The following is a 24,275-nucleotide window of genomic DNA, read 5'->3' as shown; positions in this document are numbered from 1 at the left end:
GAACTCAGGTGAGGGGCCAGAATATCCGGCGGCCGTGGGGGCCCTCCCTTGGCATGTTCGGTTGGGAGGCGGCAACTTTCCTTGACGGTCAAGGAAAGTTGACGGCTCCAGATCGAATGTGTGACCGAAGAGCCGACACGCCCAGGGCCGAACACGCCGATCCCGGCGGCTCATACCACGTACTTGTGGACGCCGAGGATCGCGTTCTCGTCGGCCGGTTCGGTGGTGCACTCGTGCAGCGCCGCCCGCACCTCGTCGGTGTCCATGCCGGTGCCGATGCACACCAGTTGGGTGCCGGTGCCGCGGCGCTTCTGCAGCCGCAGGGAGCCGCCCACCAGCTGCAGCAGGTACCGGTGTCCGGCACCGAAGTCGACGAAACCCTTTGCCCGGTAAAGGCCTTCAGGCCGGTCGCGCAGCAGCGCCAGCAACCGGCGCGGGTTCAGCACGTCACCGGTGGTGTATTCGACGGACTGGTAGACGGGATGGTCGTGGTCGTGCTCGTCGTGCAGCAGCTCGTCGAACGACAACTGGGCCTGCGGGGCACGCTCGGGGATGTCGATGAGCAGCGTCGGGTCGATCCGCGCGAAATCGGTGGGCTGCACCGGAACTCGCGGATTCTGCGCGCGAATCCTGGCGAGCACGTCATCGATGTCGGTGGCCTCGGAGGCCCGGTTGAGCACCACGAGGTCGGCGACCGGCAGGCCGTGTCCGAACTCCGGCTCGGTCGCGCTGACCACCAGGATGAGGCCGGCGTAGTGGAAGTCCTCGGAGTCGGCCGTCATGATGGTGCGCGCCACCGCGGGCGGCTCGGCGACACCGCTGGCCTCCACCACGATCAGATCCAGTGCCGGGCGGACGGCGGCCAGCTTGCCCAGCATCTCGGCCACCTCACCGTCCTCGGCGACGCAGCAGATGCACCCGTTGGACAGTGACGCCATGGCGTCGACCTGACCGGCGACCAGCATCGCGTCGATGTTGACGGACCCGAAGTCGTTGACCAGCACGCCGATTCGCGCGCCGCGGCCGTTACGCAGCAGGTGGTTCAGCAGCGTGGTCTTGCCCGCGCCGAGGAAGCCGGCGACCGCGAGGACGGGAATACTCACGGCTTGATGGCGGCGTGCAGCGCGACGATCCCTCCGGTCAGGTTGCGCCAGCGCACCTGCGACCAGCCGGCCGCCTCGATCTTGCGGGCCAGGTCGTCCTGGTCGGGCCAGGCCCGGATGGACTCGGCGAGGTAGACGTAGGCCTCGGGGTTGGACGACACCGCGGTGGCCATCGTCGGGAGCGCCTTCATCAGGTACTCCTTGTAGGCCGTCGCGAAGAGGCGGTTGGTCGGCGTGGAGAACTCGCACACCACCAGGCGGCCGCCGGGCCGGGTCACGCGGGCCATCTCGCGCAGGCCGGCGCTGAAATCGACGACGTTGCGCAGCCCGAAGCTGATGGTCACCGCGTCGAAGACGCCGTCGTCGAACGGGAGCCGGGTGGCGTCACCGGCCACCTTCGGCACCTTGCGGGCCGCGCCCGCGGCCAGCATGCCGACCGAGAAATCACAGGCCACGCACCAGGCGCCCGACGTCGCGAGCTCGACGGTCGACACCGCGGTGCCGGCAGCCAGGTCCAGAACCTTGTCACCTGGGCCGATACCCAGCGCCGCGCGCGTCTGCCGCCGCCAGAACCGGTCCTGCCCCAGGGACAGCACGGTGTTGGTGATGTCATAGCGACGGGCGACGCCGTCGAACATCGACGCAACCTCGTGCGGATCCTTCTCCAATGACGCGCGACTCACGGATATGACGCTACCGGCTGCTCCAGAGCCCCGCGTCTGCGGCGGGGCGGGAATGGAACGGGCGCTTCGGGAGCTGTAAGCCGCATGGGGACAAAAGTCTGGTTCATCACGGGTACATCGCGCGGTTTCGGGCGCGAGTGGACGGCTGCGGCGCTCGAGCGCGGTGACAAGGTGGCCGCGACGGCGCGGGACGTGTCGACGCTCGACGACCTGCTGGCCAAGTACGGCGACGCGCTGCTGCCGATCGCGCTCGACGTCACCGACCGCGATGCCGACTTCGCCGCGGTGAAGACGGCGCACGAGCACTTCGGCCGGTTGGACGTCATCGTCAACAACGCGGGTTACGGCCAGTTCGGCTTCATCGAGGAGTTGTCGGAGGCCGAGGCGCGGGATCAGATCGAAACCAACGTCTTCGGCGCGCTGTGGATCACACAGGCCGCACTGCCGTACCTGCGTGCGCAGGGCAGCGGGCACATCATCCAGGTGTCCTCGATCGGCGGCATCAGCGCGTTCGCCGGCCTCGGCGCCTACCACGCGTCGAAGTGGGCGCTCGAGGGTTTCTCACAGTCGCTGGCCGCCGAGGTGGAACGGTTCGGGATTCACGTCACGCTCATCGAGCCCGGCGGATTCTCGACGGATTGGAGCGGCGCGTCGGCCAAGCGGACAACCGAGCTCGAGGCGTACGACGGGCTGAGGGCGGATGTCGCCCGCTGGCGCAGTGAGCGCAACGCGGTGCCGGGCAATCCGGAGGCGTCAGCGGCCGCGGTGCTCAAGATCGTCGATGCCGAAAATCCGCCGCTGCGAGTCTTTTTCGGTAGCGCTCCGCTGCAGATAGCCAAGACCGACTACGAAAACCGTTTGCGCACCTGGGAAGAGTGGCAGCCGGTGTCCGAGCTGGCGCAGGGCTGACCGAAGGAACTCCGATGGCGGGACTGAAATTCGTCCGACGGGACGACGGGTTGACCTATGAGTTCGCCGAAGACGGCGAGGCGCACGGGTTTCCGTCGTACAAGCGGGTCGACCTGGACATCTGGTGCCGGCGACTGCCGCACTTCGGGTGGGTGGTGTGCACCGAATTGGGCGCGGTGTCGAGCCGCCCGTTCGACCACGCGGGGTTCGGCTACCTGCCGCCCGAGGGTACGTGGGTGAGTCGCAAGGACGATCGGTCGTACATCTACGACCTCGTCCACGTGAGCTGAAGTCCTGCAGAGCGTGCGTGTCTGCGCACGGCACGCCGGTCGACACGTGCAGATTCGTCACGCTCGGCAGCCACGAGCGGCACGTCAGTGCACACCAAATACGGCGTGTCACAGGCAAACACGCACGCTCGCGGGAGAGTGGAGCAGCGACGGCGCGGCGCTCGGGAGGGCGTCAGGCGGCGAGGGCGCGGCGCTCGCCGAGGACGGCGGCGTAATGCCCTAGCAGTTCGTCGCATACCGCGGGCCAGGTGCGGCCGAGCACGCTGCGGCGGGCGGCGAGCGAGTAGCGGGACCGCTCAGCGAGCAGGTGGTCGACCGCGGCCGGCAGCGCCCCCTCGAAATCCGCTACCGGCAAGAGCAATCCGGTGTGCATGGGTGTCACCAGGTCACGCGGGCCGCCGGCATCCGGCGCGATGACCGGCAGACCCGACGCCATGGCTTCCTGCACCGCCTGACAGAACGTCTCGTGCTCCCCCGGGTGCACGAACACGTCCATGCTGGCGTATGCCGTGGCCAGTTCCCGGCCGTACAGCGCGCCGGTGAAAACGGCTGTGGGCAAGAGCTTTTCGAGCTTGAGTTGATCGATACCCTCACCGACCACCACGAGCTGCAGATCGTCGCGGCCCGCCAGCGCGGCCAGCCGTTCGACGTGCTTCTCCGGTGCCAGCCGGCCGACGAAGCCCACCACCGGCTTGCCCTCGGGCGACCACTGCGCGCGCAGCGCGGCACTGCGAGCCGACGGCGCGAAACCGGTGACGTCGACGCCCCGACCCCACTTGTACACGCGCGGAATCCGATGGGTGACAAGGTCTTCCATCGTCGCGCTGGAGGGCGCCAGCGTCCGGTCGGCACGCGAGTGCAGGTGCCGGTTCCAGGCCCATGCGGTCTTCGTCATCATGCCGACGCCGTAGCTCTGCGCGAACCCGGCGATGTCGGTCTGGAACACCGCGACGGTCGGGATGCCGAGGAAGCGCGCGGCGTGCAGGCCGCCGTAGCCCAGCAGGGCCGGCGACGCCAGGTGCACGACGTCGGGCCGAAAGTCGCGCAGTACCCGCACCATTCGCGGCCGCGGCACCCCCAGCGGCAACGACGTCACCTTCGGGAACATCCGGGACGGGATGCGGTGCACGGGCACATCGCCGTGGAAAGTGTCCGCGGGCTTTTCACCCCGAGGCGTGTCGGGCGCGATGACCAGCGCCTCGTGGCCGTTCCGGTGGAGGTGCTCCAGCACCCGGAGCACCGAATTGGTGACGCCGTTGACATTCGGGAGAAAGGACTCCGCCACGATCGCAACTCGCACACCTGCAGGCTGGCAGCGCAGCCTGACCGTCAGGTGACCGTCAGGGATCCGCGACGCGAAGACACGCACAACTCGGGTACCACCGGTATCGTCTGTCGCACCGCGGCGAGAAAGGGGTCGGCATGCGTCTACCTCGGCTGATCCTTGTTCTGGCCACCGCGCTGGCGCTTCTCACCGCGTCAACCGGCTGCGGCCGCACCGTCACCGGATCGGCACTGCGCGACCCGGATCTACCGGGTGTCGCCCTCACCGCGGACGGCTTCGGCATCATCGCCGGCCGGCCCGACGCCCCCGCGCAGATCGAGGTGTACACCGAGCCGCAGTGCACCCACTGCGCCCACCTGCAGGACACCGACGGGCCGGAGCTGAAGAGCCTGATCGCCCTCGGCCTGCTGACCGTCACCTACCGCCCGGTGACGTTCCTGGACACCGCGTACGGCTATTCGGCCAAGGTCGCCAACGCGATGTTCCTGGCCGCCGAGCACGGCACGTCCGCGCCGGCGCTGCAGGCGTACGTCGCGACGCTGTGGGGCCACCAGAATCCGGGCGGGTCGGCACCGTCGGACGGTCAGCTGGCGGGGTGGGCCACCGACTCGGGCGTCAGCGCCGAGGCCGTGACCACCATCCAGTCCGGTGAACACGCCGTCGACACCGACGAGATGACCATCACCAACGAGACCCGGCTGCAGGAAATCCGCGACGGCGACGCCGGCACCCCGACGGTCTACGACCTCACCGGCAACACCGTGGTGGACATCCAGGAAACCGGGTGGCTCGCGAAGCTGACCGCCGGCCGCCAGACCTAACCCAGCCGGCGCTGCACGAGATTCACGATGCCGAGCAGCGCGCCCGCGACCAACCAGCCCACCACCGCGATCGAGCCGGCCGGGATGACGGCCAGCGACGCGTTGCGGTTCTGTACGCGCACCAGGTCCGGATTGCTGCGGTCGTACTCGACGTAGATGCGCATGCCGGTCTCGAGCTCGGACGGATACAGCACGCCCAGCTCGGGCCGGTAGGTGACGCGGTCGGGGGTCACGAACTCGATGGTGGAGCGCCGCGGACCGGCCGAGAGCACCTCGGCGGCCGCCGTACCCATGTTGTGCTCGATCTGCTGATCGTTGCGCCACGCACCGAGCACCAGCAGCACCGACTGCAGGGTCACCAGGCAGCCCATGATGACGATGCCGATCCGGATCCGGCGGATGACGCGCTGCGCGCGGGTCTCCTTGCCGTCGCCGAAGACACGCAGAATCAGGTTGTCCCACAACGTGTTCAACCTGCAGCGCAGGGATTCGGAGATCACGGAGCGGCCTTGATCGCCGCCCGTATCGATGCGTGCAGCGCCCGCAGGGTGGACCGGTCGGCCTTGACCTCCAGGACGCGCATGCCCTCGAACGGCTCGCGCAGCGCGGCGGCCAGTCCGTCGGCCTCCACCTGCCGGCACTCGACGTGGTACGCCCGGCACAGGGCGGCGACGTCGACGTCGTGCGGCGTGCCGAAGATGCGCGACGACACATCGGAGAACCGGGGATCGCCCTGTTCCAGCAACTCGAAGATGCCGCCGCCGTTGTCGTTGGAGACCACGATGGTCAACGCCTTGGGCGTCGGCTCGGTGGGGCCGATCAGCAGGCCCGAGCTGTCGTGGACGAAGGTCAGGTCACCGATGAGCGCGACGGTCCGGCCCGACGTGTGGGCGAGCGCGGCGCCGATCGCCGTCGACACCGTGCCGTCGATACCGGCGACGCCGCGGTTGGAGCGCACCGAGATGCCGTGCGCGTTCAGCCCGACGAGCGCGGCGTCACGCACCGGGTTGGAGGCGCCGAGCACCAGCTGGTCGCCGGGCTGCAGGCCGTCGGCGACGGCGGCCGCGACGTGCAGGCCCGTGGTCAGTTCGTAGGCGGCCAACTGGTCGCGCACCGCATGTTCGGCGCGGGCGTTGGCGTTGGCGCACTTGTCGAGCCAGGAGGGATCCGGCGTGCCGGACGTGATGGCCCGCGTGCCGGTGGCCTGCGAATTGCCGGAGACGTCGGGCCAGCGCGGGCCGGTGGTCAGCGCGTAGACGGGCACCGAGGGGTCGGCGAGCAGCGCCGACACCGGCCGATGCAACGTCGGGCGGCCCAGCATGATCACCTGGTGCGGCCTGACCAGCGACAACGCCAGTGGGTGCAGCGGGTTGTCGGCCGGTGGCGCGGTCGGTTCGGCGACGGTCGGCAGGTGCGCGAGGTTCTCGTGGCGGCCCGCGCCGTGGCCGGCGATGACGACGGTGTCGGGCGTCAGGTCGATCTCGAGGGGCTGGTCGAATGTGACGGGCGGGGTATACGTCCACGGCCGGCCGTCGGGGCGTCCCTCCGGGCAATAAGCGGGGCCGTCGACCGTGCCGTCTTCGGAGTCAGGGACCAGCGGCTCCCGCAGCGGGATGTCGAACTGCACGGGTCCGGCGTTGGCCGAGCGAGAACCCTTGGCGGCCACCAGGACCCGGCACGTCGCCGACCGCCACTGGGCATTGGCCGCGGCGACGTCGGCCGTCGGCTCGGCCAGGCCGAGGCTGATGGTGGCCCGCACCTGGTTGCCGAAGTAGCCGAGCTGCTCCATGGTCTGGTTGGCGCCGGTGCCCAGCAGTTCGTAGGGCCGGTTGGCGCTCAGCACGATCAGCGGCACGCGGGCGTAGTTGGCCTCGATCACCGCCGGACCGAGGTTCGCCACCGCGGTGCCCGACGTCATCGCGATGCACACCGGCGAGCCGGCCGACACCGCGAGGCCGACCGCCAGGTAGCCCGCGGTGCGCTCGTCGATACGGACATGCAGCCGCAAGAGGCCGGCACGGTCGGCGTCGGCCAGCGCGAACGCCAGCGGCGCGTTACGCGAACCGGGGCACAGCACCACATCGCGGACGCCGCCGCGAATCAGTTCGTCGACGACGACCCGCGCCTGAATCGTCGACGGGTTCATTGCTACAGCGTGTCACAGTGCCTAACCGGTCAGCCCCGCCGACGTCGGGTTGGCAGCGAAGAATTCCAACATCGCGGCGTTCACCGCATCGGGACGCTCGATGAAGCCGAGATGCCCGGCGTCGGGGATTTCCAGATAGCGGCCCAGCGGGATCGCATCGGCCACCTCTTTCGACAGGTGCGGCGGCAGCACGACGTCGTCGGCGAACCCGATCACCTGCACGGGCACCGCGATCTGCTGGTAGGCCGGCAGCCGGTTCGTCTCGGGCGCGACGGCCAGTTGCGCCCGCAGCCCCGGGGTGGGCTTCGTCGGCCACATGGTGAACATCTCGATCCAGTCCTGGACGGCGCGATCGTCGTTCAGGGTCTTGGGTGAAAAGTTCTCCAGCAGACGGTTTTTCGCGTCCACCTCAGCGGGCAGCTCGATGCCGGCGGCGAGCAGCGCGCGCTCGGCCTCGCGGAAGAATTTGCGGGCCCGGTCCTCGCGACCGCGCGTGGCCATCAGCACCGCCGACGACACCAGCTCGGGCCGGGCGACCATGAGCTCCTGGGCGATGAACGACCCCATCGACACCCCGACGACGCGCACCGGGCCGCCGACGACCTTGTTGATCAACGACGCCGTGTCCGCGACCGCCTGGTCGGTGGAGAAGCCGATGGCGTTCTCGGTCGCGCCGATACCGCGGTTGTCGAACGTGATGCAGCGGAAGCCGGCCCGCTGGAACGCCGGTACCTGGTGCAGGTGCCACGTGCGACCCGCGCCGCCGCGGCCCGCGATGAACAGCACCGGCTCGCCATTACCGCGCTCGTCATATGCCAGATTCACCCGGCCGAGGTTACTGGACCCGGGATTTGTGCACGATTTTCCGCGGTCGGCGCGGAAAATCGTGCACAAATCCCTCGGTCAGCGGCGGGATCGGACCTTTTTGACGGCCTGGTCCCACAGCAGCGCCGTGGTGGCCTTGAGTGCCGTCGGCTTGAGCAGCTCGCGGGACATGAGGGCCGTCGCACTGGCCTTGGTGGCGGCCGAGGCCTTCGACATGTGCCCGGAGTCGAACGGGGGTTGCGGGTCGTACTCCATGGACAGCTGGATGGCCTTGGCCTTGTCCTCGCCGCCGATCTGCGCGGCCAGCCACAGGCCGAGGTCGATGCCGGCCGAGACGCCCGCGCAGGTGACGATGCGGTCGGCTGACTGCACGATCCGCTCGTCGGTGACGGGTTCGACGCCGAACGTGCGCAGCAGCTGCACGGCCGCCCAGTGCGACGTCGCGCGCTTGCCCTTCAGCAGTCCGGAGGCGCCCAGGATCACCGAGCCCGAGCACACCGACGCCGTCCACGTGGTGGTCTCATGGGCCCGCCGCAGCCACTCCAGCAGCTTCTCGTCGCGCGCGTGCTCCAGGGTGCTGAACCCGCCCGGGATCAGGATGATGTCGGGCGACGGGGTCTCGTCGAACGAGTGGGTGGCGCCCACCAGCAGCACCGCGGAGTCGGCGACGATGGGGCCCGGCTCGTGCCAGACGAAACGGACCTCGGTGTCGGGCAGCCAGCGCAACGACTCGTACGGCCCGATGAAGTCGAGGGCCGTGAACCCCGGGTACAGGACGATGGCAACTTGCATGATCTCTCCCTACGCGAACGTCTTGCGGTACTGGTCTGGTGAAACCCCAACGCGCCGAACGAAACTGCGGCGCAGCGTCTCGGCGCTGCCGAAGCCGCAGCGGGCGGCGATGGCGGTGACGGTGTCGTCGGTCTCGGTGAGTTGCCGACGGGCCGCGTCGGTACGGACGCGCTCGACGTAGGCCGCCGGCGGCTCCCCCACCTCGGCGGTGAAGGTGCGGGTGAAGTGCCGCGGGCTCATCGCGGCGGCGCGTGCCAGCTCCGGAACACTGTGCGCCCCGGCGGGTTCGGCTTCGATGAGCTCCTGCACGTCGCGGATCGGTTCTCGCTTGGCGCGCGGCATCCACACCGGCGGCGCGAACTGCGTCTGCCCACCGGGCCGGCGCAAGTACAGCACCAGCCAGCGGGCCACGTCCTGCGCGACGTCGGTGCCGTAGTCGTCTTCGACGAGCGCCAGCGCCAGATCGATGCCCGCGGTGACGCCGGCCGCCGTCCACACCTGCTCGGAGCTGCGGACGAAGATCGGGTCGGGATCGACGGCGATGCAGGGGAATTCGCGGGCGAGCTTGTCCGCCGAGGCCCAGTGTGTGGTCGCCGAGCAGCCGTCGAGCAGGCCGGCCTCCGCCGCGAGGAACGCGCCGTTGCAGACGCTGACGATCCGGCGCGCGCGTGGTGCGGCGGTGCGAATCCAGTCGATGACGGCCGGGTTGGTCCGGGCCTCGTCGACCCCCATGCCGCCGGGCAGCACGATGGTGTCGATCGGCTCGTTGGGGTCGGGCGGCGGCTTGGCGACGAACTCGAGCCCGGTCAAGGTGGTGACGGGACCGCCGTCGGCCGCGGCCAGGACCGGCGCGTACCCCTCGTCGGCCCGCCCCATCGTGGCCAGTTGCAGTGTCGCTCCCATGAACACGTCGAAGGGGCCGACCACGTCGAGGGCCTGCACCCCACGGAAGCCGAGCAGCACCACAGATCGCGTCACGCCTCTATCGTGCGACGCCGTGGTCCATGGCGTCTACGCCACGGACCCCACAAATTAGGACACGCCGGTCAGCGGCATCAGGTCCGGCCGAGGATTCCTCCGACGAGCCGCTGCAGCGGGCCGCGCGGCGAGCTGTCCACCACGGGCGCGCCGGCGCGCGGTGCGGCGCCGTAGCCCGCTGCCACCACGGCGTCGCACAGCTCGGCCGGGCTGATGTCACGGTCGGTCTCGATGGTGGCGGTCTTGGTGGCAAAGCTGACCGATGCGTGCACACCGTCGATCTTGTTGAGAACTTTCTGCACGCGCCGGGAACACATGCCGCACGACATTCCGGTGATGTCGAGATAGATCGCTCCGGTGGCCGGAGCGTCGCTGCGGGGTTCGGTCACATCTGTCAAAGTCATGTCCTCACAATCTGATCGGCGCCGAAGACACCGTCAAGCGACTGCGGCGTGCTGATGCACTCCGCGATGGATTCGAAATCGATGTCGACAGTGGGATATTCGGCGAGGTACTCGGCATACGTGCGGCCCCGCAACCTCGCCCCCAACCCGACCCACGCGTCGAGCACCGCCCAGCGCTGCGGATTCCGGGCGGCCCACGCACTGTGATCCAGCCGGTCCTTCCACTCCGCGAGTCCGATGACCTCAGCTCCGAGGCTGCCGAGAAACGCTGTGTAGGGCAGCTTTTCGCCGCGCAGTACCGTCATGCCGCGACCCAGCCCCACCGCAGGCGACAGCCCGGGAAGCAGCCCGAGAATGCTGTGTGCGGCGGCCACGCCGGTCGTGACCTCTTCGGTGACGGGCAGCACCGGGCAGGCCCCCAGCGCGGCGCAGGCATCGACCATCGCGACCAGGATGTCCGACGACCGCGCGAGTTGGCGGGCGTCACCGAGCACCCTGGGCAGCCGCACCACCGAGAAGTCCAGGTCGCTCGCGGCGCGCGAGACAGCCATCTCCGCCAACGACTTCGACGCGGCGTAGGGGTACGGCGCATGGCGGGGGTCGGTCACGCGGGGCGCCGTCACGTCGGCGTTCACCACGAAAGTCGACAGCTGGACCAACCCGACGCCGCGCCCCGCACACGCCTCGGCGATCGACGCCACCGCGGATACGTTGGCCGCCCGCAGCCGCCGGTATGGCACCAACACGTTGGTGTTGCCGATGCAGTTCACCACGGTGTGGGCGCCGACGCCGTCGAAAAGGGCACCGAGTTCCGCGGGGCCCAGACGCTCAGGTACCCGGACGATGTCGACCCCACCCACTGCGCACAGTCTCGACCACGGGTCATGCTCGGGCAGTGGCGATCTCGCGGCGAACACCACGTTGGGGCAGTCGAGCCCGGCGTCTTTGCGGTCGAGGATCGCCTGCGCGAACCCGGTGCCCAGAATGCCCGACGCACCCAGGATCACGACGGTCGGTGCGCCGCCAACGGGCCCGCGGGTCGCCGGCGCGCAGCCCCGGCCCGCTGCCGCCAGGTCGTCGGCGATCTGGGCCGCGGTCTCCTCGTCCATCCAGGTCTCGACGTCAGGTCTGCGGCCGACAATGCCGGCGGCGGAGTCCGCACCGATCAGATCGAGAATCGACAGCTGCCAATCGAGGAACCGTCGCGTCTCTGGCAGGATACGAATCAGGTCCAGCGACCCGATGCCCTCGTCCAACAGAGACGCTTCCGGCCCGATCGGGCGACCGAGCCGGCGGCTCCACATCTCGGCGAGCGCGGCTGCCCGCGGGCCCACCTCGGTGCCGGCGCGCGGAACCTCATTCCCCACAGCCAGTTTCGCGCGGTCGACTTTCCCGTTGGGCTGTCGTGGGATACGCGGGACTCCGACGACGTGAAATGCGGGTGCCCCTTGCGCTTTCGCCAGGCCCCCAATCCTGACGCGGGCGGCCGGATCGTCGTTCCCCGCACAAGTCTGTCGAGTTTGGAACCAGATGCCCAGGCCGTTGCCCGCCAGTTCCACCGCCACATCGGCTATCTCGGGGACCGCCGCCAAAAGGCGCAGCAGTTCGGCGATGTCGAACCGCTTACCGGCGATCTTCACCACGGCGTCGCGACGTCCGGCCAGCACGGGATAACCGGCGGCGTCTGTCGTCACGCGGTCGCCGGTGGCGAACACCCGATGTCGGGAGCCGTCGGCCGTCTGTACCGTGCCGAAGCTCGGGCCGTCCAGCCCGAGGTAACCGGCCGACACCAGCTCCCCGACAACGACCACTTCCCCGAACGCGACGCACACCGAGCCCGGCACCAGCGGGCGGCCCAGCCTGGCCGTGGCCGGCGCGGGTTCACCGGCACCGATCGGCAATTGCGTGACGACCACCGTCGTCTCGGTCGGGCCGTACGTCGAGACCAGCGAGATGCCCTGGCCCGCAACCGCACCCCGCCACTTGTCGACGGCGGAAGGCCGGACAGCCTCGCCGCCGATGATCACCTGGCGCAGCGCCGAGCCACCCAGCGCCGTCAGTGCCGCGTCGTCCTCGCACAGCAGATGCCAGATCGCAGTGGGCAGGTCGAGAACGGTGGCGATGTGCGCCGCGACATCGCGGGTCAGCGCGGGCAGGTCACCGGCGCGCATCGCGGCCGACCGGACCACGCGCGCGCCGCAGGACAGGGCGCCGAACACCTCCTCCACGCTGATGTCCGACGTCAGCGGGGCACACTGCAGGATGGTGTCGGCCGGCCCCCAGCCGTAAGCGTCCCGCACCGCGGCGCAGAAGATCGCCAGCGAACCGTGCGTCACCGGAACAAGTTTGGGCTGCCCCGTCGAACCCGACGTGGGCATCACATACGCGAGCCGGGAGCCCAGCCCATGGTCTAGCAGGGCCCGGCCGATGCGGTCGTCGACGAGTTCTCTTGTCGCGCCGTCATCCTCAGCGACCGGCGCGGTGAGGTCGACCGCGTGCGCACCGGTGCCGCAATGCTCGGCAATGGCGCTGACTCGCGACGCCACGTCGCCGGACGTCGCGCAGACGCTGTAGCCGCAGCCTGCCAGGTGGCACGCGATCAGCAGCTCCACCGCGCGCTGGGAGTCGTCGTCGACGAAGACCAGGACGTCGCCGGGATCGACACCGCGGCGGACGATCTCGGCGATCCACTGGTCGACGCCGGGGCCGCGGCACTGGTCGAGATCGACGTCCAGGAACCAGGCGCGCACACCGTCCGGCACCTGCGCGGGCAGTTCGGCGCCGGCCTCGAGCCGACCGTCGGCGCCGAGCCCTGACCACTCGCCGACGGTCAATGCGATCGGCAGGTCCCAGTGCGCATCCATCGATCGCAGTGCCGCGACGATGCGACCGGCGACGTCGGCGGGTTCGGAGTGATCGTGCCGTGCCCAGATGGCGAAGTCGATGGTGCGCCGCGCTTCATCGTGGACGCAAGCAACCGTCATCCCTTCCACCGGGCCGATATCGGTGACCACCGGGGGTTCGGACAGGTACGGGCCCAGCTCCGGGGCGGACCGGCCGCGCATGTAGTTCACGGTCAGCGCGTCGACGGGTGCACCGCGGGTGATCGCCAGATGCATGCGGCGGTAGCGCTCTTCCCGAAACCATCGGCGGCGCAGTGCTTTGACGTAGCCGCGGTCGATCGCGGTGACGACATCCCGGACCGCGGCGAAGGGTGCGAACCGAACCGGGTGGGCCACCGAGTTCACCAGGCAGGTGGCGACATTCAGCTCCGGCGCACCGAAGCGGTTGTCCACCGGGTGCACGAGGAGAGCCTCGGTGCTGTGGCGCAGGCCGGCGTGCACCGCCGTCGCGGCGGCGGCGACCAGGATGTTCAGCGGCACCTGTCTGGCCTCGCTGAGCGCCACGATCTCGTCATAGCCCCGGCCGGCGACTCGACGCGATTCGCGCAGCACGCCGCGGCCGGCGGTGCCGAGCCCCGCTTCGGCAGTGCCCGGCACGGAACTGCCGTGCAGGGCGCCTTCGGTCAATTCGCGACGCACCGCGGCGACGTGGCGTTCGGTCGACTCCGCCACTTTCCCGCGTTCGCTGCGGTGCGCCGCGGCGAGCGCCGCCAAACCTGCTGTGGTGCTGGGCTTCTGCTCGGCGTCACCCAGATGCCGCGCCAGGTCGGCTTCGATGATTGCGGTGGCCGCGCCGTCGAGCAGGATGTGGTGGGTCTGCGCGTCCATGCCCACCACCCGGCCGTCGACGTCGGTGTGCACGACATAGCGCACCAGCGGGGTTTCGAGAATGCCGTCCGCCCATGACGCTTCCAACGCATCGCCGACGGGGTCGGCCGGCACTCGCACCCGGACGATGTCATGAACCTGCAGGCGGGCAACAAGATCCGGATACCCGTCACCGGCTGTCGACGGATCCAGCACGCACAGCTGAATGGGGTTGTCCCGTACCGTCGCTTCCAGCGCGGACAGGAATGTCGCGAGCGCCACCGGCCGGAACCGGTAACTCTTGCCGATCAGGTACAGCGCGGGATCAGGGTCCTGCAGCACGCCGTGGTAGATGTTCTGCTGAGAGACACTCAGCGGAATCCGGCCCTCGTCAGACGCCACCACGGACGCCCGCCAATTCCCGGACCCAGCCGTCGATCGTCAACTCCTGCGCCAGCCGCTTCAGCAGGTCCGATTCCCGGTCCACCCCAAGACGTTTCATGAGCAGGACGAACCGCACCGAGTCAAGCCCGAGTTCGCGCAGATCGGTGGCGTCGCCGTCGAAAAGGTCGGATTCATCGATGTAGAGCACGTCGGCGACGGCGGCCAGGACACGGTCGCGGAGCCCGTCAGCCATGGACCGTCGCTGCCAGTGCGGCCCGAATGACCTTGCCGGACTGCGTCCTCGGTATCTCGGGCACCAGCGTGATGGTCGACGGCCGGGCCATCGACTCCGACTCCGCCCGGTAGCGCGCCGCGATGGCCTGCTTGAGCCTGCGGGCCTGGCCTTCGTCGAGTTCTCCGGACGGGATCACCGCCAGGCCGATCAGGGCACCGAATTCGGGATCGGGAATCTCGAAGCAGGCCGCCGCGCCAACGCCGGGGACACTCTCGGCGATGCGGTCCACCTCGTCGGGTGCGACGTTGACGCCGCCGGAGATGATCATCTCCGACGACCGGCCCTTGATGTAGAAGAACCCGTCCGCGCCGCGCTCGAAGATGTCACCGGTATTCACCCAGCCGTCGACCAGGACCTCGCCGGTGCGCTCGGGATTGTTCCAGTACCCCAACATGTTTGCCGGTGACTTGATCCACAGGGTGCCCGACTCGGCGTTGTCGCCGCCTGCCAGACAGACCTCGACTCCGGGGTAGGGCCGCCCCACAGCGCCCGCCTCGATCCGGGCGATTGACCCCGCCGATGTCGGCAGACACAAGGCCGTACAACCGGTTTCGCTCAGACCGAAAACCTGCGCGGTGTGCACGCCTGCCGCCTCGACGAATTGCACGTCGGCCGCGATGGCGCGCGATCCGCCGTAGCCGATCATCCGCAGCGGCGGCAGCGCCGCGCCGGCCTTGACCTCTGACACCAGGCGCGTCAGCAGGGTGGGGACCAAGCAGGTCGAGGCGATCTGGTTGGCGTTGAGAATCTCGGCCAGCGACGTGGAATTCTCACCGCCGGTCACACATTCGCTGCCGTGCAGCAGGCAGTTCAGGATCCACCACAGTCCGCCGATGTGGCTGGCCGGCAGCGGCGAGTACGTGGCTTCGCCGGCCACCCAGCTGATCCAGGTCAGGTTCTCGCGCGCCAGGATGTCGGCCACGGCGAAGAACGTTCGATTGGGTAGCAGTACGGCTTTCGGCTCACCGGTGGTCCCGCTGGTGAAGATCATCGCGAGCGGATCGTCGGCGCCCAAGTCCGGTGGTGCGACGGCGGGCGCGGCCTCACGGTGCTCCGCGATGCCGTCGGTGACGTCGACGACGATCACCGGGACGGCGCTCAGCGTGCCCGGCAGTGCCGCCGGGTCGGCTCCCGGGGTCAGGAGAACCGCACTGGGGCCGGTGATCTCACCGAAGCGCGCAACCGTCGCGGTCGGGACAGCACGATCCACCAGCACCGCGATGGCACCGAGTTGCGCACACGCCAGCACCGCGACATAGGTCTCGGGACCGTTGTCGGACATCACGAATGCCCGGTCGCCGCGAGAAACCCCGTGCTCCCGCAGCTCACCGGCCAGATGATTCACCACGGCGGGCAGCCGGCCGTACGTGACACTGCTGGTTCCGTCGCAGCGGCGCAACGCGACGGCCTGCGGCTGCAGCTGCGCCTGCGTGAGCAGCCGCCCCAGTACGGTGCTCACGGGATGTTGAGGACCGCGAGCTCGAACTCGCCGAACGCGGATCCGCCGTCGTCGTCGTGGAACTCGATGGCGCACGGGACTTTCAGGTACCGCCAGCTCCGTTCGACGACCTCGATACCTTCGCACGTCAGCCGGGCGGAGAACTTGCGCGCATCGATCTGCCGCTTGTAGCGCGATGCGGTGGACCGGATCAGCATGCTGGACAACTGGTTCTCGAAATAGTCGTCGAGCGACCAGCCCCGGAACCCGTCGATCTCGCCGTGGCGGACGGCCGGCGCGAACGCGGAGTAGGCGAGCTGGTTGAAGCACAACACCAGTTCGACGGCATTGAAATGCCCGGTGCTACGGATGTACACCGACTCCGGGATGCTGAAGTTGCCCGTCGCGAACATCGAATCGCCGGTGGCCCGGTACGTCGCATCCGTGAGATATCGGCAGCCCTTGTAGGAGTAGGGCTCCAGCACCCGGGCCAGCAGGTCCTCCGGAATCTGCTCGGTATCAACCCATTCGGCAACGGGTGCGGTGAGCTCGGTGGCGCTCATGCCGCAAACCCCGGCGTCGTCAGACCGTCGAGCATGGTCAGCCGATACGTCGTCAGCGTGCCCGTCGCGGTGCCGTGCTTCGCCCGGTGAATCAGGGCCCTGTTGTCCCACAGGATGATGTCGCCGACCTCGTAGTGCTGCGTGTGGATGAACGGTGACGCGAAGTCGGCGTCGAGCTGGCCGGTGGCGGTGAGGAGTTCCCGCAGTACCGAGGGGTCCAGTACCGCGCCGTCGCCGTCTTCGATCTTGCTGGTGCCAGTGGAGCAGATGTAGAGGATTTCCTGGCCGGTGTGCGGGTGCCGGATCACCGTGGGCCACTTGATCGGTGGCGTGGCGCGGTTGATCTCGTCCCACACCTCGCCGATCGGCTTGTAGACGTCGCTGGGGCGAATCTTGATGTGGCGCCGCGGATCATGCGTGCTGAAGGTGCCCCGCACCGGCTCCTGCTGCGCCGGCGGCAGGGATTCCCACACCTTGTTGAGATCGATGAAGTACGTTCCGCGGTCGGCGCCAGGCACCGTCAGCGGCATCACCATGGAGAACGCGAACGGCTCCGGCATGAACATGTAATCGATGTGCCAGAACGCACCCGTGCGCGGCACGCCCTGCCCCTCCTCCGTGGAGGAGACGAAGATCTCCGGGTGCTCGTTGTGGTGGTACACGGGCTCGTAGTACGTGACGATCTCACCGAGAATGCGGCCGAGCTCGATGAACTGCGCGGGCGAAGGCTTGACCCCCTTCAGGACGACAAGCTTGTTCTCGTAGACGATTTCGCGGAGCTCGTCGGTCGAGATGTTGCTCAGATCGTTCGGATCGATTCCGACGACCTGCGCTCCGAGTCCTCGTCCCTGCACATTGAGCGTCATCGACGCTGCCTCCCCAAGTTTGCTGCACCGCGTCGCGGTGGCATCGAAATCCATTGCCCCACAACGCAGAAGTTCGTTCGGTTGTTGCCTTCAACTGATGTAGTCGTCGGAGCATCGAGAAAAGTTCCGCGCCGCTTCACAATTCGCGCGGGCGCTGTTGAGACCCGTCCTCGACCCCGGAGCCCCAGGTGGCCGGAAGCAGGGGCGCCGACGGGCCCGCATCTGCCGGCATCCGATGCACCATTCCGGTGGGCACGGTGCTCGCTGTCGTCACCGCACCGGTGAACCCCACCGGACCGGCACCGCGCGCGCTGGCGGTGACGACGGGCGCGCTCGGCGAATTGTCGCCGCCACCAGGCAGATCGGCTTTCATCTGCGGAAGCTCATCGCGATAGCCACGTGCAGCGCGCCGGGCTCGACCCACCCGTTTGGCCCGGTCACGGACGCCGGCCACGGCACGAGCGGCCGCCGCGGCACTGAAGGTATCGGTGCTGACATCGGGCGATTCGCTGCCGGACCCCGGCCCCGGGCCCACCCCCTGCCGCGGCAGCCCGGGCACGGCGTAGACCAGGTTGGACGCGGGTACGGCACCGCCGGTGCCGGTGGTGGTCGGCGCCGGCGCGGACGGGCCGGCAGCCTGCGGCACACCGACGTGAATACCGGGGACGACGGGCACACCCTGGGCGCGCGGCGCGGCGGACACAGGCTGGGCGACAGCAGGTTCGGCAGGCACCGGCGCCGCGTCCATGGCCGGCGGCAGCGGCGATCTCACCAGCGCCAGCGCCGCGAGCGCACTGAGTGCCGGCGCGAAGAACGGGGCCAGCAGCAACCCGTAGGAGGCGTAGTAGGGGTACCAGAGCATGTCATAGAGCGTCAACGCCACGAGGGCCAGCACCGCGGACGTGGCGGGATTGAAGCCCAGCTGCTCGAAGAAACGCGTGAAGTTCTCGAGCATCTGGTCAATCTGACCGGCCGTACCCAATTGCGACAGGAATTTCCAGAGGTCGCTCAGCGGTTGGCTGGGTGCGGCGGGCGTGTTCGGCATCGGCTGCCGGGCCTCACCACCGGGCGCCACGATCGACGGCGCCGGCTGCGGAGGCGGCACCGCGGCCGTCGCCGATTCGCTGACCGCCTGGTAGACGATCATGGTGTCGGCCGCCTGCACCCACATGCGCGCGTAGTCGGCTTCGTTGATCGCGATGGGAATTGTGTTGATACCGAAGAAGTTCGTCGCCACCAGTGCGGCGTTGGTCACATGATTGGCCGCCAGTTCGGCCAATGTCGGCATGGTCGCGACGGCGGTGACGTAGGCAGCGGCCACGGTCTCGTGCTGCGCCGCCGTCGCGGCCGACGCCGCGGCAGACTCCTCCAGCCAGGCCAGATACGGCACGTGCGCCGCGACGTATTGAACGGCGCTAGGTCCCTCCCAGCTGCCCGCATGCACGTCGGCCAGGATGGCCGACAACTCGGCGGCCGCCTCGCCGTACTGCACGCTGAGCTGGTGCCATTGCGCGGCGGCAGCCAGCAGCGAACCCGGCCCCGGGCCGGCTGCCAGGAGCGCCGAATGCACTTCCGGCGGTAGCGCCAGCCAAATCGGTGCGGTCACTGTCAGCTAGTCGGGCGGCGCTTCGAGAAAGTTCCCGGCACATCGAAATCTCCTATGCCACAGCCGGATATCGCAATGCTCCGGAAATGCCGTTCCCGGGGCCGGTGCTGCCCACGTGATCGCCGGACGTACGGTGGGGCCATGTCAGTCATCGACGCCCGTCATCTCGACGGCGTATCCGAAACCGCGCTCCTCACCTTGCACCAGCGCGCCACCGAGGCCGCCCGCCCCGACGGCATCATCGACGACCCGATGGCGATCACGCTGCGCGACGGCCTCGACTACGACTACCAGGATTTCGGCCGCACCCATCAGGCCACCGCGCTGCGGGCCCTCGTGTTCGACGATGTCACCCGCGACTATCTGGCCGTCCACCCGCGCGCGACCGTCGTGGCATTGGCGGAGGGTCTGCAGACCAGCTTCTGGCGCGTGGACAACGGTGAAATGACCTGGTTGTCAGTCGATTTGGCGCCGATCATCGCACTCCGGCAGCAGTTGCTCCCGGCGTCCGAGCGGCTGGGCCATCGCGCGCAGTCCGCGCTGGACCACTCCTGGTTGGACGCCGTCGACGCTACCGACGGTGTGCTGATCACCGCCGAAGGCCTGTTCCAGTATCTGACCGAGGACGTCGTCTTCAGCCTCATCGCCGCCTGTGCCGAACGGTTTCCCCACGGGCAGTTGGCCTTTGACAGCGTGCCGCGGTTCCTGAGCGCGTATTCACAGCGCCGCGGCTTCCGGCTCAGTGCGAACTACACCGCACCCGCGATGCCCTTCTGGTTCACCGCCGACCAGTACCCACGGTTGCAGGTCATCCCCGGAGTCCGCGCGGTACGCGAACTGCGCTACCCGGCCGGCCGCGGCACGCTCGTGCCGTGGGTCACCCGGCAGTCCTACCGCTTGCCGGCACTGGCGCGATTCCGCGCACCGGTGACGCTCGTCGAATTCAGTTGACGGACAACGACCCCAGCAGCGGGTAGCACGCGCGGACGCGCTCGATCCACCAGTCCCGGCGCGCGGGGTCGGCCGCCAGGCCGGCCAACCGGGCCGGGTCCGGCGCCACCGGGCCGACGGGCAGGAACCCGTCGACCGGCGGTGCCACGTCCGCGACGTCGTCGACGAACAACCCTCCGGTGCCCAGCCCACAGGCATGCCGCAGTGTCGGCAGGCAGCCGGCGGCGAGTAGCCCGCGCGTCATACCGACCGCGGAATCCAAGGCACTCGACACCACGATCGGGATGTCGATCTGCGCGGCCACGTCCAGCAACCGGGAGACCCCGCCCAGCGGCGCCACCTTGACCACCGCGATGTCAGCCGCGCGCTCGCGTACGACGCGCAACGGGTCGGAGGCCTTGCGGATGGACTCGTCGGCCGCCACCGGCACGTCGACGAGGCGCCGCAGTTCGGCGAGTTCGGGCACCGTCGCGCACGGCTGCTCCAGGTACTCGAGGGGTCCGGATGCGGTCAGGGCCCGCGCCGCCGCCGCCGCTTCCTCGACGGTCCAGCCGCCGTTGGCGTCCACCCGCACCACCGGCACCAGGGCACGGACGGCCTCGACGCGGGCCACATCGTCGGCCAGCGTCTGCCCCGGTTCGGCCACCTTTACCTTGGCGGTCCGGGCACCCGGGAAGCGGGCCAGCACCTCGGGCACCCGCGCCGCGTCGACGGCGGGCACGGTGGCGTTGATCGGGATGCGGTCGCGCACCGGCGCCGGTGACGGCCGGTAGGCCGCCTCGATGCCGGACGCGAGCCAGTGCGCCGCCTCCGCCGCGCCGTACTCGACGAACGCGCCGAATTCACCCCAGCCACACGGCCCTTCGATCAGCGCGACTTCACGAACGTCGATGCCACGGAACCGGACCCGCATCGGCAGTGAGACGACGTACAGGCGCTCGAGCAGTTCGTCGAGTGTGGGCGGAGCGGGTAGCACCCCTCCATCGTGCCTCACACGGTGGCGCGGTCCCGACCGTCCCAGTACGGCTTGCGGAGTTCCTTCTTGAGGATCTTGCCGGTGGGGTTGCGCGGCATGTCGTCGACGAAGTCGATGGTCTTCGGACACTTGTAGGCGGCGAGGCGTTCGCGGGCGAAGGCGATGAGGTCGGCATCCGACACCCCGTCTCCCGAACCCTCGAGCGTCACAACGGCTTTCACCGACTCGCCCCACTTCTCGTCGGGCACGCCGATGATCGCGACCTCGGACACCGCCGGGTGCTCGGCGAGCACCCGCTCCACCTCGATGGAGTAGATGTTCTCGCCGCCGGAGATGATCATGTCCTTGAGCCGGTCCTCGACGAAGATGTAGCCGTCGGCGTCGACGCGGCCGATGTCGCCGGTGCGGAACCAGCCGTCGGCCGTGATGGCCTCGGCCGTCGCGTCGGGCCGGTTCAGGTATTCCTTCATCAATGTCGGTGTGCGGAACCACAATTCGCCCTGTTCACCAGCGGGCGCGTCGTCCAGGGTCTCCGGGTTCACCACGCGGACCTCGGCTTGTGGAATCAGCACGCCGGCGCTGACCAGTCGCTCCTCGTTGTCGGCGCGGTGGTCCTCGGGCATCAGCCGGCTGACGACGCCGCAGACCTCGGTCAGGCCGTACACCTGGATGAACTCGGTCTCGGGCCACGCCGTCAAGGCCTGGCGCAGCAGCGGCAGCGGCATCGGCGAGGCGCCGTAGGCGTACGTCTTCAGCGCGCTGAACAACTTCACCGCGTCCGGACCGGACTCGAGCACCTTGGCCAGCACCGCCGGCACGAGGAACGTGCGGTTGGCACCGTTCAGGATGCCGCCGGCGAGCGACGCACCGTCGGCGTCGCGCGTCATGTAGCTCGGCACGCCGTTGTGCAACCCGTACTGCACGTAGGACGAACCGCCGACGTGGAACAGCGGCATCGCCACCAGGTTCTTGTCACCGGCTTCCGCCGTCCAGCCCTCGAAGGCGTTGATGGTGTGCGCGATCATGTTGGCCTGCGTGAGCGCGACGCCCTTCGGGCGGCCCGTCGTGCCCGAGGAGTACATGATGATGCTGACGTCGTCGGGCTGGACGTCGGGCGACCGGTCCACCGCGGTCGCACCGGCGAGCAGCGCCTCGTACTCGTCGCCGTCGCCGCCCTCGGGGGTCACGCTGACGATGTGCTCGACGGCCGTCAGCTTGTCCGTGATGGCATCGACCGACGGCCGCAGTTCGGCGCCGACGATGAGAACCTTTGCGCCGCAGTCGTTCAGCACGAAGTCCAGCTCGTCGGCGGCCAGCCGGAAGTTGATGATGGCGTTGGCGGCGCCCAGCGACGCCGCGGCCAGCGTCAGCTCGACACACGCCGGGTGGTTCTTGTCCAGGAACGCCACGACGTCCCCGCGTTTGATGCCCCAGGCCTGCAGCGCACCGGCGAGGCGGCGGATCCGGTCGTTCCACTGCGACCACGTCCAGGTCCGGCCCAGGTAGGTGATCGCTTCGTCGTCTGGCTTGGTCGCGGCCCAGTGGGCAACACGTTCATCGAGGAATCGGGGTGCCGACAGTTCAGTCATGTGCTGAGCCTGCCACGTCTGCCGCGCGCTCAGTCGGCTTTGGCGTGAACCTGTTGTCCTGCCAGGTAAGTCGCGAGGACTTCCAGGTCAGCGACGTCTTCCGGTGGCACCGTGCGCGGATCGCCGGACAGCACCACCAAGTCTGCGTACTTGCCGACTTCCAGCGAACCGATGACGTCGTCGGAGAACAGCTGCCAGGCCGCGTCGATGGTCTGCGCCCGGATCGCCTGGTCGACGGTCAGCCGTTCCTGCGGCGCCAGCACGCGTCCGCTGGGGGCGGTCCGGGTGGCCGCGACGCTGATGTTGCGCAGCGGCTCCTCGGGCGTCACGGGCGGGTCGTTGTGCAGCGAGATCCGCATGCCGGTCGCGACCGCGGACCCGGCCGGCATCCACACGTCGCCCTTTTCCGGGCCGAAGAGACCGTCGACGATGACGTCGCCCCAGTAATGGAGCTGGTCGACGAACACGCTGCACGTGACGCCGAGATCATGGGCGCGCTGCAGCTGCGCCGGCGTGATGGCGCCGACGTGCTCGAGCCGCAGCCGGTGATCGTCGCGCGGCCAGCGTTGCAGCGCTTCTTCATACACATCGAGGATGGTGTCGACGCCGTGGTCGCCGTGCACGTGACAGGCCATCTGCCAGCCCTGCGGGAAGAAGGTGCCGACGATCTCGGCGAGCTGCTCGCGGGTGTAGTTGGCGTGGCCGCATGACCCGGGCACGACGCCGATGGTGCGGGTGGCCTCGGTGTCCAGGTACGGGAACGTCAGGTCGATGTTGCCGACCCACGGGGACCCGTCGACCCAGATCTTGATGCCGGCCTGCCGGACCATGTCGTCGCCGTTGTCGGGCGACGCGTCGGTGTGCAGCGCCGCGGTGGACATCTCGTAGGTGCGCAGCCGCACCGTGAGCTTGTCGCGCATCTGCTCCAGGACCGGCCGGAACATCGGGTCGAACGCCATCTCCGAGCACGTCGTCAGACCGGCCTGGTTCAGCCGCGCGCATTCGGCGAGCAGCAACGCCGGATAGTCGGTCGGCGACATCACGCCCGTCACGAGCGGGAAGACGGCGGCGGTCTCCACTGCGGTGCCGTCGAGCTCACCGTCGGCGTCGCGGCCGTACTTGGCGCCGTGCGGGTCCGGGGTGTCGCGGGTCAGGCCGGATTTCGCCGCGGCGGCAGAATTGAAGTACGCCTTGTGTCCGGAGTTGTGCACGATCACCAGCGGGGTGTCGGGTGCCGCCGCGTTCAGCCAGGCCAGGGTCAGCTCGGGCAGCCCCTGTTGCAGCAGCGGGTCCCAGCCGTTCAGGTAGGCGCCATCGGCGCCGCGGGCGGCGACCTCGGCATGGATCGCGGCGACGACGTCGTCGGCGTTCGGCATCGTCACCGGCCGGATGTCGACGATGCGGCCGCCGAGCACCACGGCCTCCATCAGCGGGTGGCCGTGCGCCTCGACGAACCCGGGCAGTACGCACCCGGCGACCTCCCGGACCTCGGTGTCGGCACCGATCCACGGCTGCACGTCGTCGCGCGATCCGATGGCCACGATCCGGCCGTCGGTGACGGCGAGCGCCTCGGCGGTGGGTCGGCCGGGGTCGACGGTCACGATGTTTCCGGCGATGACGAGGTCGGCAGGGCTGGCCATGAGGTGGATGCTAGACCGCAG

Annotated in this window: 22 protein-coding genes; 4 read left to right on the top strand and 18 right to left on the bottom strand. The window is 69.1% G+C overall.

Going from position 1 to position 24,275, the window contains the following annotated elements:
* Positions 1–170: 170 nt before the first annotated feature.
* Positions 171–1,103, bottom strand: coding sequence for a CobW family GTP-binding protein (locus H289_RS0113200; RefSeq protein WP_020101274.1), 933 nt, complete (start codon positions 1,101–1,103; stop codon positions 171–173).
* Entirely contained in the window at positions 1,100–1,786 is a 687-nt protein-coding gene (locus H289_RS0113195) for a demethylmenaquinone methyltransferase (RefSeq protein ID WP_029105178.1), read from the bottom strand. Before H289_RS0113195 ends, H289_RS0113200 begins: the two co-directional genes overlap by 4 nt.
* Before the next feature lie 84 nt (positions 1,787–1,870).
* Here H289_RS0113195 and H289_RS0113190 point away from each other — a divergent pair, with 84 nt between their 5' ends.
* Together H289_RS0113190 and H289_RS0113185 are read left to right on the top strand one after the other, a co-directional pair.
* Positions 1,871–2,695 carry an SDR family oxidoreductase gene (locus H289_RS0113190; RefSeq protein ID WP_020101272.1) on the top strand — a complete coding sequence of 275 codons (825 nt, stop codon included), beginning with the start codon at positions 1,871–1,873 and terminating at the stop codon, positions 2,693–2,695.
* Between the two features lie 14 nt (positions 2,696–2,709).
* Positions 2,710–2,985 carry a hypothetical protein gene (locus H289_RS0113185; RefSeq protein ID WP_020101271.1) on the top strand — a complete coding sequence of 92 codons (276 nt, stop codon included), beginning with the start codon at positions 2,710–2,712 and terminating at the stop codon, positions 2,983–2,985.
* A gap of 172 nt (positions 2,986–3,157) precedes the next feature.
* On the opposite strand, the gene H289_RS0113180 is transcribed toward H289_RS0113185, so the two are convergent.
* Positions 3,158–4,285 carry a glycosyltransferase family 4 protein gene (locus H289_RS0113180; protein WP_029105176.1) on the bottom strand — a complete coding sequence of 376 codons (1,128 nt, stop codon included), beginning with the start codon at positions 4,283–4,285 and terminating at the stop codon, positions 3,158–3,160.
* 122 nt (positions 4,286–4,407) lie between these two features.
* Between H289_RS0113180 and H289_RS0113175 the strand changes: the two genes are divergently transcribed.
* Positions 4,408–5,091 (top strand): DsbA family protein, encoded by a 684-nt coding sequence (locus H289_RS0113175; protein WP_020101269.1) that lies wholly within the window; start codon positions 4,408–4,410, stop codon positions 5,089–5,091.
* Here the strand turns inward: H289_RS0113175 and H289_RS0113170 are convergent.
* The 12 genes from H289_RS0113170 to H289_RS0113115 form a co-directional block, all read right to left on the bottom strand.
* On the bottom strand, positions 5,088–5,591 hold the full coding sequence (locus H289_RS0113170) for a DUF3592 domain-containing protein (protein WP_020101268.1): 504 nt from the start codon (positions 5,589–5,591) through the stop codon (positions 5,088–5,090). The genes H289_RS0113175 and H289_RS0113170 overlap by 4 nt on opposite strands.
* Positions 5,588–7,237: a 2-succinyl-5-enolpyruvyl-6-hydroxy-3-cyclohexene-1-carboxylic-acid synthase gene (gene menD / locus H289_RS0113165; RefSeq protein ID WP_020101267.1), complete on the bottom strand. Its 1,650-nt coding sequence runs from the start codon at positions 7,235–7,237 to the stop codon at positions 5,588–5,590. Before menD ends, H289_RS0113170 begins: the two co-directional genes overlap by 4 nt.
* A 21-nt stretch (positions 7,238–7,258) precedes the next feature.
* Positions 7,259–8,062 carry an alpha/beta fold hydrolase gene (locus tag H289_RS0113160; protein ID WP_020101266.1) on the bottom strand — a complete coding sequence of 268 codons (804 nt, stop codon included), beginning with the start codon at positions 8,060–8,062 and terminating at the stop codon, positions 7,259–7,261.
* Positions 8,063–8,140: 78 nt separating this feature from the next.
* Positions 8,141–8,854: a DJ-1/PfpI family protein gene (locus H289_RS0113155; RefSeq protein WP_020101265.1), complete on the bottom strand. Its 714-nt coding sequence runs from the start codon at positions 8,852–8,854 to the stop codon at positions 8,141–8,143.
* A 9-nt stretch (positions 8,855–8,863) separates the two neighbouring features.
* Positions 8,864–9,832, bottom strand: coding sequence for a GlxA family transcriptional regulator (locus H289_RS0113150; protein ID WP_029105174.1), 969 nt, complete (start codon positions 9,830–9,832; stop codon positions 8,864–8,866).
* 77 nt (positions 9,833–9,909) lie between these two features.
* The gene (locus H289_RS0113145) at positions 9,910–10,236 is read right to left on the bottom strand and encodes a heavy-metal-associated domain-containing protein (RefSeq protein ID WP_081633401.1); all 327 of its coding nucleotides are present in this window, start codon (positions 10,234–10,236) and stop codon (positions 9,910–9,912) included.
* Positions 10,233–14,351, bottom strand: a complete 4,119-nt coding sequence (locus tag H289_RS0113140) for an AMP-binding protein (protein WP_020101262.1) — start codon at positions 14,349–14,351, stop codon at positions 10,233–10,235. Before H289_RS0113140 ends, H289_RS0113145 begins: the two co-directional genes overlap by 4 nt.
* Positions 14,338–14,583 carry an acyl carrier protein MmaB gene (gene mmaB / locus H289_RS0113135; protein WP_020101261.1) on the bottom strand — a complete coding sequence of 82 codons (246 nt, stop codon included), beginning with the start codon at positions 14,581–14,583 and terminating at the stop codon, positions 14,338–14,340. The genes H289_RS0113140 and mmaB overlap by 14 nt, the downstream gene beginning before the upstream one ends.
* Positions 14,576–16,084 carry a fatty acid--CoA ligase FadD10 gene (gene fadD10 / locus H289_RS0113130; RefSeq protein ID WP_020101260.1) on the bottom strand — a complete coding sequence of 503 codons (1,509 nt, stop codon included), beginning with the start codon at positions 16,082–16,084 and terminating at the stop codon, positions 14,576–14,578. Before fadD10 ends, mmaB begins: the two co-directional genes overlap by 8 nt.
* Entirely contained in the window at positions 16,081–16,626 is a 546-nt protein-coding gene (locus H289_RS0113125; RefSeq protein WP_020101259.1) for an FcoT family thioesterase, read from the bottom strand. Before H289_RS0113125 ends, fadD10 begins: the two co-directional genes overlap by 4 nt.
* On the bottom strand, positions 16,623–17,492 hold the full coding sequence (gene scoE / locus H289_RS0113120; RefSeq protein ID WP_029105170.1) for a (3R)-3-[(carboxymethyl)amino]fatty acid oxygenase/decarboxylase: 870 nt from the start codon (positions 17,490–17,492) through the stop codon (positions 16,623–16,625). Before scoE ends, H289_RS0113125 begins: the two co-directional genes overlap by 4 nt.
* 136 nt (positions 17,493–17,628) lie before the next feature.
* On the bottom strand, positions 17,629–19,098 hold the full coding sequence (locus H289_RS0113115) for a PPE family protein (RefSeq protein ID WP_020101257.1): 1,470 nt from the start codon (positions 19,096–19,098) through the stop codon (positions 17,629–17,631).
* Positions 19,099–19,239: 141 nt separating this feature from the next.
* On the opposite strand from H289_RS0113115, the gene H289_RS0113110 reads away from it, so the two are divergent.
* Positions 19,240–20,049, top strand: coding sequence for a class I SAM-dependent methyltransferase (locus tag H289_RS0113110; RefSeq protein ID WP_020101256.1), 810 nt, complete (start codon positions 19,240–19,242; stop codon positions 20,047–20,049).
* On the opposite strand, the gene H289_RS0113105 is transcribed toward H289_RS0113110, so the two are convergent.
* From H289_RS0113105 to H289_RS0113095, 3 genes are read right to left on the bottom strand one after another with little or no spacing between them, the layout of a single operon-like run.
* The gene (locus tag H289_RS0113105; protein WP_020101255.1) at positions 20,042–21,025 is read right to left on the bottom strand and encodes an o-succinylbenzoate synthase; all 984 of its coding nucleotides are present in this window, start codon (positions 21,023–21,025) and stop codon (positions 20,042–20,044) included. The genes H289_RS0113110 and H289_RS0113105 overlap by 8 nt on opposite strands.
* Positions 21,026–21,039: 14 nt before the next feature.
* Positions 21,040–22,614 carry a long-chain-fatty-acid--CoA ligase gene (locus H289_RS0113100; protein WP_020101254.1) on the bottom strand — a complete coding sequence of 525 codons (1,575 nt, stop codon included), beginning with the start codon at positions 22,612–22,614 and terminating at the stop codon, positions 21,040–21,042.
* A 29-nt stretch (positions 22,615–22,643) separates the two neighbouring features.
* Positions 22,644–24,254: an amidohydrolase gene (locus tag H289_RS0113095; RefSeq protein ID WP_020101253.1), complete on the bottom strand. Its 1,611-nt coding sequence runs from the start codon at positions 24,252–24,254 to the stop codon at positions 22,644–22,646.
* Between the last annotated feature and the right edge of the window lie 21 nt (positions 24,255–24,275).

This window comes from Mycobacterium sp. 360MFTsu5.1, assembly GCF_000383495.1.
In the GTDB taxonomy this organism is placed as follows: domain Bacteria; phylum Actinomycetota; class Actinomycetes; order Mycobacteriales; family Mycobacteriaceae; genus Mycobacterium; species Mycobacterium mucogenicum_B.
This window is presented reverse-complemented; position numbering and strand designations above follow the sequence as displayed.